This window comes from Pseudobacillus badius, assembly GCF_002189605.1.
In the GTDB taxonomy this organism is placed as follows: Bacteria; Bacillota; Bacilli; order Bacillales; family Domibacillaceae; genus Pseudobacillus; species Pseudobacillus badius.
The window spans coordinates 74,803-91,456 of record NZ_MWMM01000004.1 but is presented as its reverse complement, the minus strand read 5'-3'; the positions used below and the strand labels follow the sequence as shown (position 1 = coordinate 91,456).

Annotated in this window: 16 protein-coding genes; 3 read left to right on the top strand and 13 right to left on the bottom strand. The window is 44.8% G+C overall.

The annotated features are described in order from the left end of the window. Positions 1 to 18: 18 nt before the first annotated feature. A complete protein-coding gene (locus B1A98_RS09435) occupies positions 19 to 891 on the top strand; it encodes a LysR family transcriptional regulator (RefSeq protein WP_063385067.1) in 873 nt (290 codons plus the stop codon). A 143-nt stretch (positions 892 to 1,034) separates the two neighbouring features. Continuing rightward, a complete protein-coding gene (locus B1A98_RS09430) occupies positions 1,035 to 1,616 on the top strand; it encodes a hypothetical protein (RefSeq protein WP_063385068.1) in 582 nt (193 codons plus the stop codon). Between the two features lie 67 nt (positions 1,617 to 1,683). Here B1A98_RS09430 and B1A98_RS09425 read toward each other — a convergent pair whose 3' ends face one another. The 10 genes from B1A98_RS09425 to B1A98_RS09385 form a co-directional block, all read right to left on the bottom strand. After that, on the bottom strand, positions 1,684 to 3,282 hold the full coding sequence (locus B1A98_RS09425; RefSeq protein WP_063385069.1) for an amidohydrolase: 1,599 nt from the start codon (positions 3,280 to 3,282) through the stop codon (positions 1,684 to 1,686). Between the two features lie 200 nt (positions 3,283 to 3,482). Next, entirely contained in the window at positions 3,483 to 5,666 is a 2,184-nt protein-coding gene (locus tag B1A98_RS09420; protein ID WP_158286028.1) for a bifunctional diguanylate cyclase/phosphodiesterase, read from the bottom strand. 41 nt (positions 5,667 to 5,707) lie between these two features. After that, positions 5,708 to 7,426: a methyl-accepting chemotaxis protein gene (locus B1A98_RS09415; protein WP_223663664.1), complete on the bottom strand. Its 1,719-nt coding sequence runs from the start codon at positions 7,424 to 7,426 to the stop codon at positions 5,708 to 5,710. Between the two features lie 47 nt (positions 7,427 to 7,473). Continuing rightward, on the bottom strand, positions 7,474 to 9,609 hold the full coding sequence (locus tag B1A98_RS09410; protein ID WP_063385071.1) for a sensor domain-containing protein: 2,136 nt from the start codon (positions 9,607 to 9,609) through the stop codon (positions 7,474 to 7,476). A 230-nt stretch (positions 9,610 to 9,839) separates the two neighbouring features. Further along, entirely contained in the window at positions 9,840 to 9,962 is a 123-nt protein-coding gene (locus B1A98_RS20905; protein ID WP_256682628.1) for a hypothetical protein, read from the bottom strand. Between the two features lie 75 nt (positions 9,963 to 10,037). Next, entirely contained in the window at positions 10,038 to 10,559 is a 522-nt protein-coding gene (locus B1A98_RS09405) for a MogA/MoaB family molybdenum cofactor biosynthesis protein (RefSeq protein ID WP_063385153.1), read from the bottom strand. 21 nt (positions 10,560 to 10,580) lie between these two features. Further along, complete coding sequence (moaA, locus tag B1A98_RS09400) at positions 10,581 to 11,591, bottom strand: GTP 3',8-cyclase MoaA (RefSeq protein WP_063385072.1); 1,011 nt, start codon at positions 11,589 to 11,591, stop codon at positions 10,581 to 10,583. A 57-nt stretch (positions 11,592 to 11,648) separates the two neighbouring features. Continuing rightward, the gene (locus B1A98_RS09395; RefSeq protein WP_063385073.1) at positions 11,649 to 12,254 is read right to left on the bottom strand and encodes a molybdenum cofactor guanylyltransferase; all 606 of its coding nucleotides are present in this window, start codon (positions 12,252 to 12,254) and stop codon (positions 11,649 to 11,651) included. A gap of 7 nt (positions 12,255 to 12,261) precedes the next feature. Next, a complete protein-coding gene (moaD, locus tag B1A98_RS09390) occupies positions 12,262 to 12,492 on the bottom strand; it encodes a molybdopterin converting factor subunit 1 (protein WP_041096081.1) in 231 nt (76 codons plus the stop codon). Beyond that, the gene (locus B1A98_RS09385; protein WP_063385074.1) at positions 12,485 to 12,958 is read right to left on the bottom strand and encodes a molybdenum cofactor biosynthesis protein MoaE; all 474 of its coding nucleotides are present in this window, start codon (positions 12,956 to 12,958) and stop codon (positions 12,485 to 12,487) included. Before B1A98_RS09385 ends, moaD begins: the two co-directional genes overlap by 8 nt. Positions 12,959 to 13,075: 117 nt before the next feature. On the opposite strand from B1A98_RS09385, the gene moaC reads away from it, so the two are divergent. Then, positions 13,076 to 13,570: a cyclic pyranopterin monophosphate synthase MoaC gene (moaC, locus tag B1A98_RS09380; protein ID WP_063385075.1), complete on the top strand. Its 495-nt coding sequence runs from the start codon at positions 13,076 to 13,078 to the stop codon at positions 13,568 to 13,570. Positions 13,571 to 13,577: 7 nt separating this feature from the next. On the opposite strand, the gene B1A98_RS09375 is transcribed toward moaC, so the two are convergent. From B1A98_RS09375 to B1A98_RS09365, 3 genes are all read right to left on the bottom strand, one after another. Beyond that, positions 13,578 to 14,600 (bottom strand): ThiF family adenylyltransferase, encoded by a 1,023-nt coding sequence (locus B1A98_RS09375; RefSeq protein ID WP_041113627.1) that lies wholly within the window; start codon positions 14,598 to 14,600, stop codon positions 13,578 to 13,580. A gap of 173 nt (positions 14,601 to 14,773) precedes the next feature. Further along, positions 14,774 to 15,295, bottom strand: coding sequence for a molybdopterin-guanine dinucleotide biosynthesis protein B (mobB, locus tag B1A98_RS09370; protein WP_240492466.1), 522 nt, complete (start codon positions 15,293 to 15,295; stop codon positions 14,774 to 14,776). Then, complete coding sequence (locus tag B1A98_RS09365) at positions 15,292 to 16,557, bottom strand: molybdopterin molybdotransferase MoeA (protein ID WP_063385077.1); 1,266 nt, start codon at positions 16,555 to 16,557, stop codon at positions 15,292 to 15,294. The genes mobB and B1A98_RS09365 overlap by 4 nt, the downstream gene beginning before the upstream one ends. Positions 16,558 to 16,654 lie beyond the last annotated feature (97 nt).

Sequence of the window (16,654 nt, the reverse complement as noted above, 5' to 3'; positions counted from 1 at the left end):
CAAAAAGGAGAGAGGTTCTTGGACGAACGCGACTGGCTCATCTTACAAACGTTGTTTAAGGAGAAAAACATGACAAAAACTGCTCATGCGCTCTATCTTTCCCAGCCAGCTTTAACAAGCCGGATCAAGCAAATGGAAAAGGAATTTGGGGTGCAGATTGTCAACCGCGGCAGACGGGGAGTAACCTTTACCCCTCAAGGAGAATATTTAGCCAGGTGCGCCCGCGAGATGCTGTTGAAGATGCAGCATATTAAGGAGAACGTCCTTAATATGGAAAACAAGATGACCGGTACCCTTCGGCTCGGTGTTTCAACATTTTTTACTGATTATAAGCTGCCGGGCCTGTTAAAGCTCTTTAAAGCTGAATATCCCGAGGTTGAATTTAAGGTAATGACGGGATGGAGCAACGAGATGATTCACCTGGCACATAATCAGGACGTGCATGTCGCTTTCATCAAAGGCGATTATAGCTGGAAAGGCGGGAAAAAATTACTGTTTGAAGAGCCCATTTATATCGCTTCCAAAGAACCAATCGCGTTGGAGGATTTGCCGAATCTGCCAAGGATTGATTATCACACTGATCAGAACTTGAAAACCGTCGTTGATAACTGGTGGGCCGAGAACTACACAAAGCCCCCGCTCGTCAGCATTGATGTTGATAAAGCAGGCACTAGCAAAAATATGATGGCCAACGGCTTAGGCTATGCCATTTTGCCCGGCATGCTGTTAAGCGACTTGAAGAACATTCACAAAATAGCCATCCAGACAAGAGACGGCCAGCCAATCATCCGTAAAACGTGGATGGTGTTCCCGGAAGAATACCTGCAGCTGAATATCGTTCGGGCATTTGTTGAATTTGTCGAGCGGACCGATTTGCAGAACATACCATAAGTCGCCCATAAAAGACGGTTGCTTGGCTCCTTAGCTGTGAAAATAAAAAGTGAATCAAACAAAAAACCTTCTTTTCAGTAAATTTTCATTTATGTTCCTTATACTAACGATAATGTTCCATTAAATAATCGGAGGTACAGACAATGAATTCCAAACAAGGAACAAGACAAAGCACTTCCTTTTTATCTGGCTACATCCCAAATCGAAAAGAACGGCACCTCACATTCATCAGTTTGCTTGCCACAGTATGTTTCCTGTTAATTGGTTTTTTGTTCATTTGGTTCAACAAGCAGACGCTCATGGCACAGGAGCACAAAGCTTATGAAGAAATCATTGAACAGCTTGGTTCTATTTCAAGAATGATCTACTTTGCGGTTTTGGCGATTTATCCTGTTTTTCTCTTATTGAAATGGAAACGCCTGCATACGATACAATGGCGGAACAGCAAGCTGAAAAACATTCTGGTGTTTCTCGGAAAAACTCTTAGAAAATGGCACGTGCCTTTGGCCCTTGTCTCAACGGGCGTGATTTTGCTTCATGGTTATTTGGCGATCATTAGGGGATTTAAGTGGGATTTCACGAACCTTACAGGAGTGGCGGCTTTCATCCTGTTAGGCTTTCTCTTATTTATGGGGTTTAAGCGGTTTAAGCGGCAGGATAAAAAGTGGCATTTCAAATTGGCGCTCGCATTCCTTATTTTATTTATGATCCATTCTTCCCTTTAAGAGACTCATCGACAAATAGACATAAAGAGCAGTCCTTGCCAAGCGCAGGGACTGCTCTTTTGTTTATTTATCTCCGGTAAACTACTTTCCCGTTGACGATAGTCATTTCAATGTTCACTGACAGCAGCCCGTCCGGATTTTCCATCTGCAACAGGTCGTGTGAATAAACCGTCATGTCGGCAAGCTTTCCAGGTGAAAGGGTTCCTTTTTTATGTTCTTCATTGGTTGCATAGGCACCGCCGATTGTAAAAAGCTTTAAAGCAGACAGCATAGACAGTTTTTCCTTTTCATTCCAGCCATTATGTGATTGCGCAGGCGACCGTCTCGTCACTGCGGCGTGAATGCCCAGCAAAGGATCTGCCGGCTCTACCGGGGCATCTGACCCGCCTGCGCATAACACTCCATCTGATAGCAATGATTGCCATGCATATAAATATGGCACTCTCTGTTTTCCAAGCCTGTCTTGCACCCATGGAAAGTCTCCAACTACAAACCGCGGCTGAATATCTGCCACTATAGATGGATCGGCTAATCGCTGCATCAAGTCTTCCCGCAGCAAAGAGACATGAATAATCCTGTCGCGGTATTGAACTTTCGGAAATTGATCCAGTATTTTCAAAACATTTTCAACTGCCTGGTCACCGATCGTATGGACAGCAATCGGCATCTCCTGCGCCCTTGCGGCTTTGATCATTTCATAAAGCTCCCGTTGGCTATGCTGTGCTTCTCCTAGCTGATCAGGCGCATCATCATACGGTTGAGATAGAAGAGCCGTTCTTCTCCCAAGCGCCCCATCGGCAAAAATCTTAATGGCGCCTATCTGCAGCTTATCGTTCCCATAACCAGCATGCATGCCCCGTTCCTTTAAACGGGGCAAGAATGGATGGTCAATCAGGAGGTTGCAGCGCAGTCCTTGCTGCTCTTCATTCAGCAGCTCGTCATATAATTGATAGGTCTGATCAAAGCCGCCTAAGTAGAGCGGATCATTCGTATGCACACTCGTTATTCCGCACTTGCTCACATGGTGCATCGCCTGCCTTAACCCTGTTTTTAATTCGTCGTATGTCAGCTCCGGTATATGCTCCGTAATCAGCCTGGAAGCTGATTCAAGCACAAGCCCGGTTGGCCTTCCTGTTCTTTCATCAAGCACGATGCTTCCTCCTGTTGGAATTGGCGCAGAAGCATGATAATGACACACTTCAAGTGCTTTGCTGTTTACAAGAAAGGCATGATGACAGACTCGTTTTAAATAGATAGGGCAATGCGGAGCCACATAATCCAGCTCTTGAATCGTCGGAATGGCTCCATCAATGAATAGATTTTCATCCCAGCCCATTCCTAACAGCCATTTCCCGGGAGGCGTCTTATCCGCTCTTTCTTTTATTCTCTCTAGCATGTCCTCTTTAGAAGCGACGCCAGTTAAATTCAAGTCCAAGTATTGAAAAGCAATCCCCGACAGGTGAAGATGGCTATCAATCAGTCCGGGGGTTGCCATTTTCCCTTCTAAATCAATGATCTTTGCACCGCTTCCTCCCCAATGCAAGATCATCTTTTGATGAGTCCCCATGTCAGCCACCTGTCCATTTTCCACTACAACTGCTTCCACTAACGGTTGATTGGCATCAAGTGTATAAATCGCCCCGTTCGTATAAATGATTCTCTCCATACTCTTCCTCCTCCATCTACCATTGAAGGCCATTCCCCTTATATATGTAAAACTGTTCACTTTCCTATCAATATTTCAAATACACTGATAATTGTAATTGTATCATATCTTTTCCTGTTAAAAATAGGATTTCCTTTGAATCAATGCACGTAAACCAGCCCTAGACGCTCAAACGGCATCTAGGGCAGAGACATTCACTTTTATTTCACGTTCGTCAGCTTTAGCTGTTGGCAATAGCTGCTTGCCTGTGCTTGAATATCTGCAAATATGCAGCTTATTTTTTCAGGAGGGAGCGGCGGGCTGAAAAGATAGCCCTGTACTTGATAACAATTGTTCTCCCACAAAAAGGAGAGCTGTTCCATCTCCTCTACCCCTTCGGCAATAACAGAAAGGCAAAGGTGCTCAGCAATCGCAAGGATGGTAGAAATTAACGCCGCATTATGTTTATCTGATGGAACATGCTGGACAAATGACCGGTCAATCTTTAAACAATCGATAGGCAAATCCTTTAAATAATGCAAGGAAGAATAGCCCGTCCCAAAGTCATCTACAGCGATACGTATTCCTAGCTTTTTCAAGTCAGCTAGCATGCTGGCTGCATAGCTCATATCCGTTGTCATGCTTTCTGTAATTTCCAACTCCAGAAAATGAGGGGCCAAATCTGCTTCTTTAAGGCTATCTTTAATTATGTCCACGAGGTTCTGCTGAAAAAATTGCCGGGTAGATAAATTGACTGCTACACCTATATGCGAGATTCCCTGATTATGCCATTCCTTTAACTGCTGACAGGCTGTCTTTAATACCCATTCACCGATCGGTGCAATTAAGCCGGTTTCTTCGGCAATCGGTATAAACTGGCCCGGAGAAATCCAGCCTCGTTCCGGATGCTTCCAACGGATCAGCGCTTCAAATGAGACAATGTCCCCTGTACGTACATTCACTTGCGGCTGATAATCAATATGCAATTCTCCTTTTGCAAGAGCTTTATGCAAATCATGCTCCAGCATCAGCCGGTCGATGAACTGCTTGTCCATAGCTTCCTGATAAAACTTCAGCCGCTGCGTTTCCTTCTGAGCTTCATATGCCGCCATCTGAGCATGCTTTAGGAGTTCATCTTCATTTGTTCCGTGCTCAGGGTAAAGGGCAATTCCGATATTTACTGTCATATTCAGCTGCAAATGCTGGACTTGAATGGGCTCCTTCATTAGCTCCTGCACTTTTTCACAGAGATTGAGCACCTCTTCTTTATGGTCAACAGAAGTAAGAAAAATGGTAAATTCTTTTCCCCTCTTCTTCCCTATGAATATATTGGAAGAAACGAGCGAGTACAGGCGTTCAGCAACAGATTGCAGCGTTAAGTCACCAAAAGTATGACCCAAAGACTCATAAATAGTATCAAAACGGTCAATTTCAACAACAAGGACTGCTTTTTGCGAATCCGGTTCATTAGTTAACGTTTGACCCAGCTTTTCTTTAAAATAACGAACGTTTGGGAGCTTTGTGCGTTCATCATGATAGGCCATATAATGAAGCGATTCTTCAGATTCCCGCAGGCGCCGCTCCGCTTTTCTTACTCTTTGAAACGGCTCTTCCACCGACGTATAGTACAGAGCTTTTAATAAACAATAAAAACCGGTCAGCTGAAACAAATGGCCAATAAAATTCGTAATATCATATACACTCTTATAAGAAGTAAACATGGAATCACCGATAATTAAATAGACCGAAGCGATAATCATCATAAAATTGCGGGTTTTTGCTTTGCTAAAATTTTTCACCAAAAATAAAAAACAAAAACATTGCAGCAAAATCGCCGTATATTGCAAGCCGACCTTTATACTTGTTGGCCCTGAGCCTTCAATCACTAATTCTGGCAGCAGCTGGACAGGATAAAAAATAAGAGCAATCCAACTGGCCGCATAAACCAAGGCCAAACTGTATGAAATCCAGCGGTACGAGGTATTTACTTGCCTGTCCGGTATTAAAAGGATCATAAGCAATCCAAAAGCCTGCGTCAGCCTGGAAATCATATAGAACCAGGTCGCATTGTAGGGAGTACTTTCCATGAGAAAAAACGGCATCCCTTTATAAGTAATCGCGTGAAACATTTCCAGCCAGCCCACCGAAAAGAACAGGGCCCCTAACCATAACCGCTGATTGGATAAAATGTATGGAGAAATCATCCATGCCTGAACAGCAATAGCGAAAGATGACCCGATAATGAAAATTTCAAAAATCAAATGGAGGATCACATAATTCCGCTCGTCAAAAATAGCAAAAAGTGATTCTCGAAAGCATAAAGCAAGAACTAAGAATAAGAGGGGGATCAGAATCCCCCAGCCATCCACTTTCCAAAACTTATCTGTTATCCTTCTCTGCTCCAAAGGAGGCTCTCCTCTCACACTACCTAAAGTTTACAAACCAATCACAGCTCTTTCTCCAATTGGGACAGCAAGGCAATCACGCGGTCAGATGCCTGCTGTAATTGTTCAAAAGCTTGCTGGGCTCCTGCTTCGTTCCCTTGCTCATAATTTTGAACGGCTTGTTTTGCGTAATAATGCACGGCTTGATGAGGTTCCTCCAGTTGTTGAAAGGCCGGACGATTTTTAACTTGGGATGATAATTCGCCATAATACCAGCGGCCGAGCCGGCAAGATTCATAAGAAGACACTTGACTAGAATTAATCTCCTCTATGTTAAGCAGCATATTGTATATTCTCCACTTCCAAAGTAGATGATCTGTTTTAGCTACTTGAACAATATCTTTGTCATGCAGCTTTATGTTTGTATCAAAGAAAGTGAGACGGTATTCATCCATTTGTCTGCTTAACTCAAAAATTAACTGAGCGGTTTCTTTGGCAATGCTTTGCGAAAGCGTGCCAAGATCAAACATTGCTGAATTCCGCTCGGCAATTTCCATAACAGCAGATGTCTGCTCTTGCGTCATTGCAGCGATCTGTGAGGTTGACTGATTAATCTCCTGCATTGTTAAAACGATCTTCTCCAGCGCCTGATCAGCAGATTGGGCTTCAGCCACACTGCGCTCCACCAGCTTTTCTGTGTTGCTCATTTGCTCTGTCACAACATGAGAGACTTTTTGCAAGGATTCCATATTGGATGTAATTTGCATGGTTTGTTCTTTCGTATGCTCAGCCAGCTTTCGGACCTCGTTGGCTACAACGGCAAACCCTTTTCCATGTTCGCCAGCGCGCGCGGCTTCAATGCTGGCATTTAAAGCGAGCAAATTGGTTTGCTCCGTAATTTCCCGGATCACTTTCACGATACTTTGCGTTTGTTCAATTTCATCGTTTAACTGATTCGCCTGCTCCGTTACGTGTTTGTATACTTGGCCTACTTGCTGAATGTCTGCTAGCGCTCCATTGATGACTCCCTTGCTTTCTTCTGCTGAGCGTACGGCTTCATCTGTTCGTTCAGCTACCTTAACAGAATGATTGGCTACCTCCATAATCGATGCACTCACCTCTTCTGTAGCAGAAGTGATGCTGTAGCTTTCTTGAATCATATTATCCATTCCTGTAATCAGCTGTTTAGTCGTATCCAGCTGGGTCATTTCATTCAGCATGCCGGAGACATCAAACAAAAATGATTTGAACGTTTCTTCCATATATACACAAACAATCAGCTGCTGATCAAAAGCAGCCAGTTTTTGAACAGCTAGCACAGCCTTCACCATTTTATCTGGGCGATGACTCATTTTTTCCATTAAAATTGTTGTCATCATTTGAATCAATAAATGATGGGCAGCTACGAAATGATCGGCGGTTAGATGAATGCGGCTATGTACTTGGCCAATGATCACTCGGTTTTTTACATAATCCCTGTCGACCTCTGCCTGCAGCAGCTGTTCGATATACTTTTCCATTGTCATTCGTAAGCGTGCGACCGTGGAATGCTCCTGAATCATTTGTTGAAGATGATCAATTTGAGCAATGTATTCGTAAAACTCCTCTACAATCTTTTCTTTGTAAGGGAGCAAGACAGAAGACGCCTCCTTTACATAATCAAGCGTTTCCTGGCTGATATTCATGCACAATAACCGTTCCTTGATTTGCTGATCAACTCCGGATATTTCCTGTGGATCTGAACTATGCAAATACTCTAACCATGATTTTGGCTTTTTCATAAAAAGATTCATCATTTTACCCCGTTTCTATCTGCCTCTCGATTTATCTATTCACTTGGCTGTATTTCGGCAAATTCTATTAAATATTTTTCAAACTCTTCTCCAGATAAAGGCTTGCTAAACAAAAAGCCTTGCCCTTGAACGCAGCCGTCTTCGTTTAACACAGCCAGCTGCTCCTCGTTCTCGACTCCCTCGGCAATCACGTTAATATCCAGCGTCCGGGCAAGCGTTAACACCGCTTGGACGATGGCTTGGCTTTCTTCATTTTTGTGAATATCACGAATGAAAGAAGCATCAATTTTTAATGTGTCGACAGGCAAATGTTTAATATAGCTAAATGAGCTATATCCCGTGCCGAAATCATCAATGGAAATATGAATGCCCATCTCCCGGAGCTGCTGCAAAGTATCCGCAGCATGGCCAACGTCCGCCAGAATACTTTCTGTTACCTCAAGCTCCAGCCACTGCGGCTCTAATTTTGTCTCTTCCAAGATTTCGCGGACTTTTTCTACAATATACGGATGGGCCAGCTGGCGGACAGATAGATTGACAGATATCATCAGCGGCGGATAGCCCTTTTTTTGCCATTCTTTGTTTTGCATACAGCCTCGCCGAAGCACCCATTCCCCCAGCGGCAGGATAAGCCCTGTTTCCTCAGCAACCGGGATAAACTTATTCGGAGGGATTTTTCCGAGTTCTGGATGATACCATCGAACCAATGCTTCCATTCCGATAATTTTATTTTTGGACAAATCCATCTTTGGCTGGTAATCAATATGAAATTGCCCCAGCTGAATCGCTTTTCTTAATTCATTCTCAAGTAAAATGCGCTCCAACGATTTCGCTTCCATTTCTGAATGAAACAATTCATAGCCATTCCCGCCCCGCTCCTTCACAGAATAAAGAGCTGTATCAGCTTTATTTAACAACTCATCAGCGTCATCGCCATTCGCAGGGAACAAGGAGATGCCAATGCTGCAGGAAGGAGAGTAGTTTTGGCCTGCCACTTTCAATGGTTCTTGGAAGCTGGTTTGTATTCTTTTTGCTACCTGCTCAACCTCTTGCCGATCAGATACATTCTTTAAAAGAACCGTAAATTCATCTCCGCCTAAGCGGGCCACTAAATCGCTTGACCGCAATGATTTTCTGATCCGCCGCGCTGCTTCTGTAATAATAAAGTCCCCATTCTCATGCCCCCAGGAGTCATTTACAAATTTAAAGCGGTCTAAATCAATAAACATAACAGCAAGCAGGGAAGAAGAACGCTTAGCCTGTTCTACCTCTTGCCGCAAGCTATTCATAAACAGCCTGCGGTTCGGCAAATCAGTTAACGTGTCGTGATAAGCTAAATGATAAACCATTCTATCCGCTTTCTTCCGTTCAGTAATATCGCGCATAGCCAAAACAAAACGATTAATATCTCCATCTTTACCTGCGATTGAATTGATTTTCGTTTCCATATCGTTGTATTTCCCATGGTGAACCTTAATGCGGAACTCGAGCAGGGAAGCAACTTTTTTCTTAGAGGAGAGAAGTTCCAACTCAGCTGCGAGGGCGGCTTGATCGTCTTCATGTATCCATTGAAAGATGTCTCCTGCATGCAATTTAGCAAGATCATCTCCTAACAGCGGAGTATGAGAAGGTGACATGTAGAAAAACTTCCCATCCTTATCAATCACCGAAACAAGGTCAGAGGCATGCTCTGTAATCAAGCGATATTTTTCCTCGCTTTCCCTTAATTCTTCTTCCATTTGTTTTCGCAAGCTAATATCATTTCTGATTGATACATACTGGTAAGGCTTGCATTGATCGTTTAAAAAAGGAACAATCGTCGTATCTACCCAGTAATAAGATCCATCTTTCGCCTTGTTTTTTACTTCTCCCCGCCATACTTTTCCGGATCCGATGGTTGCCCACATCTTCTTAAAAAACTCTTTCGGATGATAGCTTGAGTTTAAAATCCGATGATCTTCGCCGAGAAGTTCTTGCTCTTCATACTTAGAAATTTTGCAGAACTGCTGATTTACATAAAGAATCTTTCCCCGGGAATCAGTAGCAGCAACAATCGAAGACTGATCAAGCGCATATTTAACATCCGTTAACTCTTTTAAAACACTCTCCAGCTGCTCGCTTTCCCCGTTAAAAGCTCTTTTTTCATAAGGGTGCATTGAAAATTCAGGCATACTTTTCTCTCTCTTCTTTATATTTCTTTTGCGTTGTGCGGCTTTATTAGGCAGGATGGAACCCATTTATAAAAAACCGACTCAAGTAAAGAGTCGGTTACACTAGTCGCTCCAAGTCATTCAAGTGCCCTTATTCAAAGGACTTTTCATCGCTTTCATGTTAAAATAACAATATGAAGTTTATAATTATTCACTGAATAGCCTAGTATCTACACACAACAATAATAGTTCTAAATACCCAAAAAGTCAACATGAACTACTGCTCTTTCAAGAAAAAAGATATAAGAATATATAAAGGCATCATTCATAGCAGCTTTCTGTCCCTCATGATTTTCATCCAATAATCCGGCCACCTATTCCCCTTCTTGTCATAAGTAAACAAAAAAGCAAATGGACCAATTGCAGGCGAGTCCATTTGCTTTTTCACTTTAGCTGTCTTTGTTTAATTCTGTTACGATATGGCCTATTTCTGGCAGCACGAGTTTTTCCATTGCCAGCGTTACGGCTCCGGTCGAACCGGGAAGAGAGAAAATCACTGTTCTTCCGGCGACACCGGCCACAGCGCGGGACATGATCGCTGCTGTGCCAATATCTTCGGCATAACTGAGATAGCGAAACAGCTCGCCAAAACCTGGAATCTCCTTCTCAAATAACGGCATAACCGCTTCAATGGTAACATCCCGCTTGGCTATGCCAGTACCGCCGTTCACAATAACAGCGTCCACTTCAGGATCGCTAATTCCTTGCTGAACAGCTTGAGCAATTTCCCCTCTTTCATCAGGGACGATTTGATAACGAGCCACCGCATGCTGATGACTGAGCAAAGATTCTTTAATCTTCTTGCCGCTTTTATCTGTTTCTTCTGCTCTTGTATCGCTAACTGTAATTATCTGGCACACCGCGCGCCTTGCAGCGTGGCCTTTATGGGCATGTACTTGTGTCCCCTTCACTTCCCCCTTCACTTCCTTTCCTTAACCGCCAATATAAGACATTTCGATTTTCGGGCGGTTTTTTGCCGTTTCTTCTGTTCTCTCATCAGAATAACGATCTATTCTTTGATTCCAAATAGCAGCAATATGCTCCTTGACTTCTTTTATGGAGTCAGAAGACCGCAGCACCGGCTTTAAATCATGACCTTTAGCAGAAAACAAGCATGTATACAGCTTTCCGTCCGCCGACACTCTTGCCCGGGTGCACGTAGAACAAAAAGATTCTGTCACTGAAGAAATCACTCCAAATTCTCCGCTCCCGTCTTGATATTGAAACCGGCTGGCCACCTCACCGTAGTAGGAGCCCTTCACGGATTCAATAGGAAATTGGCTGCTGATCAGCCGGATGATTTCTTTTTTGGATACGACAGATGAAAGCTGCCAGCCATTTGTACTGCCGACATCCATAAATTCAATAAATCGAAGAGGAATTCCCTCTTTTTTAAAATGCTCCGCCATCGGCAAAATTTGCTGGTCGTTAATTCCCTTTTTAACGACCATATTTATTTTAATGCCAAGACCAGCAGCCTTTGCTGCTTCAATTCCTTTTAATACGGCTTTCACGCCGACAGCCCGTCCGTTCATTTCTTTGAAAACCCGGTCATCCAGTGCATCCATACTAATATTTACACGTTGCAGGCCCGCCGCCTTTAATGCTGTAGCATACTTAGGAAGCAGCACACCATTCGTCGTTAAAGCAATATCCTTAATGCTAGTTTGTGTATATAAGTCATGAACTAATTCAGAAAGATGTTTCCGGAGCAGCGGCTCTCCCCCCGTCAGTCGGATTTTTTCCACTCCAAGCTCCGCCGCTGCTTGAACGATGCGAACAATCTCCGCGAACGTTAAATATTTTTCCTTCGGCAGAAACGGATAATCCGCGCCAAAGATTTCAGCCGGCATACAGTAAGAACAGCGGAAGTTGCACTGATCTGTCAAGGAAATCCGAATGTCTCTCAGCGGTCTGTCAAATTTATCTTTTACTTGTTCCATTCTATTTCCCCTTTCTGGATGCCGGGGCTGCACACCTGTCCATGAATGAAACGGATTTCATGACTCATCTGCAAACAATTGATGGTAGGCATCCTTCGTATTAATATTTTTAAACCATTGTTCAGCGAATGGCAGATCTGCTTCTGTGACTCGCCGCTTCTTTATACAATCAAGCAAAGCGGTCATCCGAAAATTCCCTTTTATCAGCTGAGCCGCCAAAATCGGCAAAACTCTCTGATGATAGACAGCAGCAAGCGGCTGTTCCCGGCCGTCGATATAAGGGATAACGGCATCGTATGGCTCCTCGGCTGCAGCAACTAGCGCACCAATGACGCGTTCATTGATTAAAGGCATATCACATGGCAGGACAATATACCACTCAGCGGCCAGCTGCGTCATTGCACTATATAATCCGGCAAGCGGTCCTTTTCCGCGAAAAGGAGGGGAATCTTCTATGACCGCTGCCGGCTGCTCCAAACGGAACCGGCTCACCAGAGATGGGTGACTGATAATAACCGTTCTCTCTGCAAATGGAGCAAGCGCCTCTAAGGAATACTCGTAAAAACGCCGGCCTTTATACTGCACAAAAGCTTTTGGCTCGCCAAATCTTCTTGATTCACCGCCAGCCAATACCACACCTGCCAGCTGTTTCTTCTTGGTCATCGCTTCCTTATCCGCCGCTTACAGGCGGAATGAGCGCTACCGTATCTCCAGACTGGATCAGATCTTCCGGGTCCGCATATTCTTCATTGACAGCAACAATCAAAGCATCTGTCTGAATAGCATATTTCTCTTGAAGCTCGTTTAGCAGCTGCTTCACAGTCAATTTCTCATGCGCCACTTCCAGCTGCTCTTTTCCAATCTGCTCTTTCAGATGGGCAAAGCAAAGAACATTAATCATGACTTTCTACTCCTTTCGGTTTTCCCTCCGGATAGACTTCTGTCTCTAATTGATTGCCAATCCATTGCTCTCCGTCTTCCCAATGCTCTTTTTTCCAAATTGGAACGATCTGCTTAATCCGCTCAATGGCGTATTCACTCGCTCGAAATGCATCTTTGCGGTGCGGTGTTGATACCGCGATGACCACCGCAATCTCAGAAATAGCCAAATGTCCTGTCCGATGGGTAATCGCCGTTTTTGCATCTGGCCATTGCCGGCTGATTTCTTCGCCGATTTTTTCCAATTGTTTTTCAGCCATAGATCGGTACGCTTCATATGTCAGCGACAAAGTCCGGCGGCCGCGAGTGTATTCCCTGACCGTTCCGATAAAGCTTGAAACAGCTCCGGCCTCCGGGCGTACGACCTTCTTTGTTACTTCTTCAACAGAAATTGGCTGATCAGTCACAATAAATAAACGTTCCAACATCTATTCCCCCTACAAAGCTCAATATTCATACACGGCGTTTATTCCGTTTCTTTCTCCTCTCATGTTACAATCAAATAGTTCCTTTGCAGAAAAATAACGAATGAAAAGAGGGATTGTATGCCTGAATTTACTCATTTCAATAAACAGGGCAGAGCCCAAATGGTAGATATCACAGAGAAAAAGGAATCTCACCGCTTAGCAGTTGCCAAAACAAGCGTCCTCGTCAATGAACACATTTATCAGCAAATCCACGATCAGTCGATCAAAAAAGGGGACGTGCTTGCCGTTGCACAAGTAGCGGGTATTATGGCTGCCAAACAAACCGCTGCTTTGATTCCCATGTGCCACCCTATCCCCATCAGCGGCGTGGACATTGCTTTTGACTGGGTAAGCGAAGAATCCGATTACAGATTAGTCATTACCGTTTCTGTAAAAACAAAAGGCAGTACGGGCGTTGAAATGGAGGCTTTGACAGCCGCGTCTGCTTGTGCGTTAACAGTCTACGATATGTGCAAAGCTGTTGATAAAGGCATGGTCATTGGCCCCACTTACCTGGTGGAAAAATCGGGTGGAAAAAACGGCGATTTCCGCCGCAGTGATCCCATCCGTTAGAAGAGACTTAGCCAAATAATCTGGCGTAGTATTTCTTTGCCTCTGCCTCGTCGTTTGTTCCGTGGACAAGTACCCGGCCGTCATAAAACACGACTAGCCGATGAGGGGAGAAGTGAATCGTTACCATATAAGGGTTGCGTTTGACGGAGTAACCTTGCCGGGCAAACGTTTGCTCCAGCGCAGGAAGATTGACTTCCCCCGGTTTGGCAGGGCGAATTTGCACAGTGTCCCTTCCGCACAGCACCGCTGTTTTTGTTAAATTCTCACTGGATAAGTGCGGGTAAACAGGCGATTCGCCGCATGTTGGGCATGTGCTTCTCTTCACTTTGCCGACATTGATTTCTTTATGCATATTTTTCCAAAGGTCAAACATAATGAGCCTGCCGTTTAACGCCTGCCAGTCTTCTACTAATATTTTCATTGCTTCGGTGACCTGGTAAGAAATAACATGAGTGGCTGCAGGACTAATAATACCTGCTGTGTCGCATGTATGTCCGCTGCCAACAGCCCCTTTTTCCCATAAGCAGCGAAGACATGGAGTTTGTCCGGGAAGAACGACGAAGACCATTCCATGGCTGCCGGTGCAAGCCCCGTAAATCCATGGAACTCCCAATTGGTGGGCAACGTCATTGATCATCAGCCTTGTTTCATAGTTATCAGTCGCATCAATAATTAAGTCTGCCTCTTTTGCCCATTCCAGTAATTCTGCATAAGAAGCATCTATCACTTCGGCATGGATGCGAACCGCCGAGTTAATCGCTGTCAGCCTTCGCTTCGCAGCGACCGCTTTTGGGATAGCCAGCCTGGCATCCTCTTCGCTGTACAGCTGCTGACGCTGCAAGTTGCTTTCTTCCACATAGTCGCGATCAATAATCGTTAAACGTCCAACGCCTGCGCGGACCAATGCTTCAGCATTTCCGGTACCCAAGGCTCCTGCGCCAATAAGAAGCACATGTTTTTCCTGCAATTTTTTTTGCCCCTTTTTGCCGACAGGCGAGAAAAGCTCCTGTCTTGAATAGCGTCCTTGCATTTCTCTCTTCCTTTCTGGCGCGGGACTAATCGTTTTACACTTAAAAACAAACAGAACACTGCCCTTGATGATGAGGACTGCATAGCCTCCTTCTGCGCTTTTTTATTCCGCGCCTTCTATCTAGATGTCTATTATCATACCATACTGATGAGCCCGCATTAGCCTCTTCTTTCTCAGTCAGTCAGCAAACAGCGCGTCATATAATAAACGAACCACTGAAGATAGGCTGTTTCTTCGGAAAGCAAAAAAACAGGGAAGGCGGACGGCTTTATCGAGAGAGGTTCCCAGCTGATGACTGCTTGGATATGTGTCAGCTGATCAAGCAAGTCAAGTTCTTGTTCTCCTTTAATTAACACGATTTTCGGATACTGAGCCTGCTTATACCCTTCAACGAGCAGCAGGTCAACAGGAAAGTGCCCATATAGTTCAACGATTTCCTCCAGCTTCCAATTATCCTTGGCAACAGTAATCTGAAGCCTGCCTCCGCCTTCTACACCCGTTGCAAGCGCGCCCGCCTGCCGGTATTTTCCGCTGTCTTTTTGACCATCTAAGAGCAAGGGCAGTCCGCCGTGACCATGATGCTTCAAAGCAGCAACAGTCCAGCCGTGCTCGCCAGTCTTTTCGATCAGCTTTGTCATTAGCGTAGTCTTTCCGCTGTTTTGGAAACCGACAATTTGAAGAACAGTTTTTTTCACTCCCAAGGCCATTCACTGCCCTCAGGCGAATCGAGCAGCAGGACATCCACCTGATCCCCTTTTTGGAAGCCTCTCGTTCCGCCGGGCAGCATGGTTAACGCATCTGTATAAGCAAGAACCGCCACAGCATTGGATTTATTGAATCCGCTTGGATCAGCCTGCAACACACCATTCTCTATACGGAGAGAGCTTCTAATAAAGCGCGTAAACGGATTGGGCTTTAAAAAGTCTCCTGCAAGCTCCGCCTTCACTTTTTTCAGATGAGGCTTTTCGGAAAATGATTGGTGCAATATAACAGGACGGACAAATAGCTCAAAGCCGACATAACAAGCAGACGGGTTTCCTGACAAGCCGAACAATACCTTGTTATTCGCCTTAGCAACGGTCGTCACGCTTCCCGGGCGCATCGCTACTTTATTAAATAATACTTCAGCACCGATCTCTTTATAGATATCCGGAAGCAGATCAAAGTCCCCTACCGAGACGCCGCCTGTCGTAATAAGCAAATCTACCTTTTGCAAGGCTTCCCGAATAGCAGACAGGCAAAGGTCAAATTGATCAGGGAGCTTGCCGAAATAAAGCGGAGCAGCGCCTGCTCTTTCAATTTGCGCAAGAATCATATGGGCATTGCTGTTGCGAATTTTCCCAGGCTGTAATTCTTCATGCACATCAAGCAGCTCTGATCCTGTGGCAAACACACCAATAACCGGTTTTTCAGCCACCTCCACCGTACTGTAGCCGAACGTGGCCAAAAGCGCCATGACCCCAGGGTTAATATACTCGCCTTTTGAAACGAGCACTTTGCCTTCCGGTGTATCCTCACCGGCAAAAGACATGTGGTCTCCAGGCATAAACGGACGCTTAATCGTGATATACTGGGCAGATCCATCTGAATGCTCAGCCGTCAATTCAAACATCACCACTGCATCACAAGACTCGGGAACTTGCGCACCTGTCATGATTCTTACCGCTTCCCGCTCCTTCACTTCCCCTGAAAAGACCTCTCCGGCACCAATCTCCCCAATGACCCGGAATGTCAGGGGATGATCTCTTGAAGCTATTTCAGAGTCCCTGGCTCTAATGGCAAACCCATCATACGGAGAACGGTTAAAGGGAGGGACAGGGTGTTTAGCCACCACATCCTCTGCCAGTCTTCGCCCATACGCCTGATCGATATGTATTGTTTCTTTTGTTCCGGCTCCTGCTGCCTCCATCACCTTTTTGACAGCTTCAGCAACCGTAATCGGGATTCTTTTCTCCAACTTCCTTCATCTCCTCCTTTATAGTCCAGCGATTTATCTTCATTCAGTGTATCGCAAAATAATATAAGGAGCAAAACCCAATGATCATTTAGCTGAT

Excerpts from the sequence above, each read along its gene's own strand:
- B1A98_RS09430 (WP_063385068.1), top strand. The coding sequence starts at position 1,035 with ATGAATTCCAAACAAGGAACAAGACAAAGCACTTCCTTTTTATCTGGC.
- B1A98_RS09425 (WP_063385069.1), bottom strand. The coding sequence starts at position 3,282 with ATGGAGAGAATCATTTATACGAACGGGGCGATTTATACACTTGATGCC.
- moaC (WP_063385075.1), top strand. The coding sequence starts at position 13,076 with ATGCCTGAATTTACTCATTTCAATAAACAGGGCAGAGCCCAAATGGTA.
- B1A98_RS09415 (WP_223663664.1), bottom strand. The coding sequence starts at position 7,426 with ATGAAAAAGCCAAAATCATGGTTAGAGTATTTGCATAGTTCAGATCCA.
- B1A98_RS09395 (WP_063385073.1), bottom strand. The coding sequence starts at position 12,254 with ATGACCAAGAAGAAACAGCTGGCAGGTGTGGTATTGGCTGGCGGTGAA.
- B1A98_RS09375 (WP_041113627.1), bottom strand. The coding sequence starts at position 14,600 with ATGCAAGGACGCTATTCAAGACAGGAGCTTTTCTCGCCTGTCGGCAAA.
- B1A98_RS09410 (WP_063385071.1), bottom strand. The coding sequence starts at position 9,609 with ATGCCTGAATTTTCAATGCACCCTTATGAAAAAAGAGCTTTTAACGGG.
- B1A98_RS09385 (WP_063385074.1), bottom strand. The coding sequence starts at position 12,958 with ATGTTGGAACGTTTATTTATTGTGACTGATCAGCCAATTTCTGTTGAA.
- moaA (WP_063385072.1), bottom strand. The coding sequence starts at position 11,591 with ATGGAACAAGTAAAAGATAAATTTGACAGACCGCTGAGAGACATTCGG.
- moaD (WP_041096081.1), bottom strand. The coding sequence starts at position 12,492 with ATGATTAATGTTCTTTGCTTTGCCCATCTGAAAGAGCAGATTGGAAAA.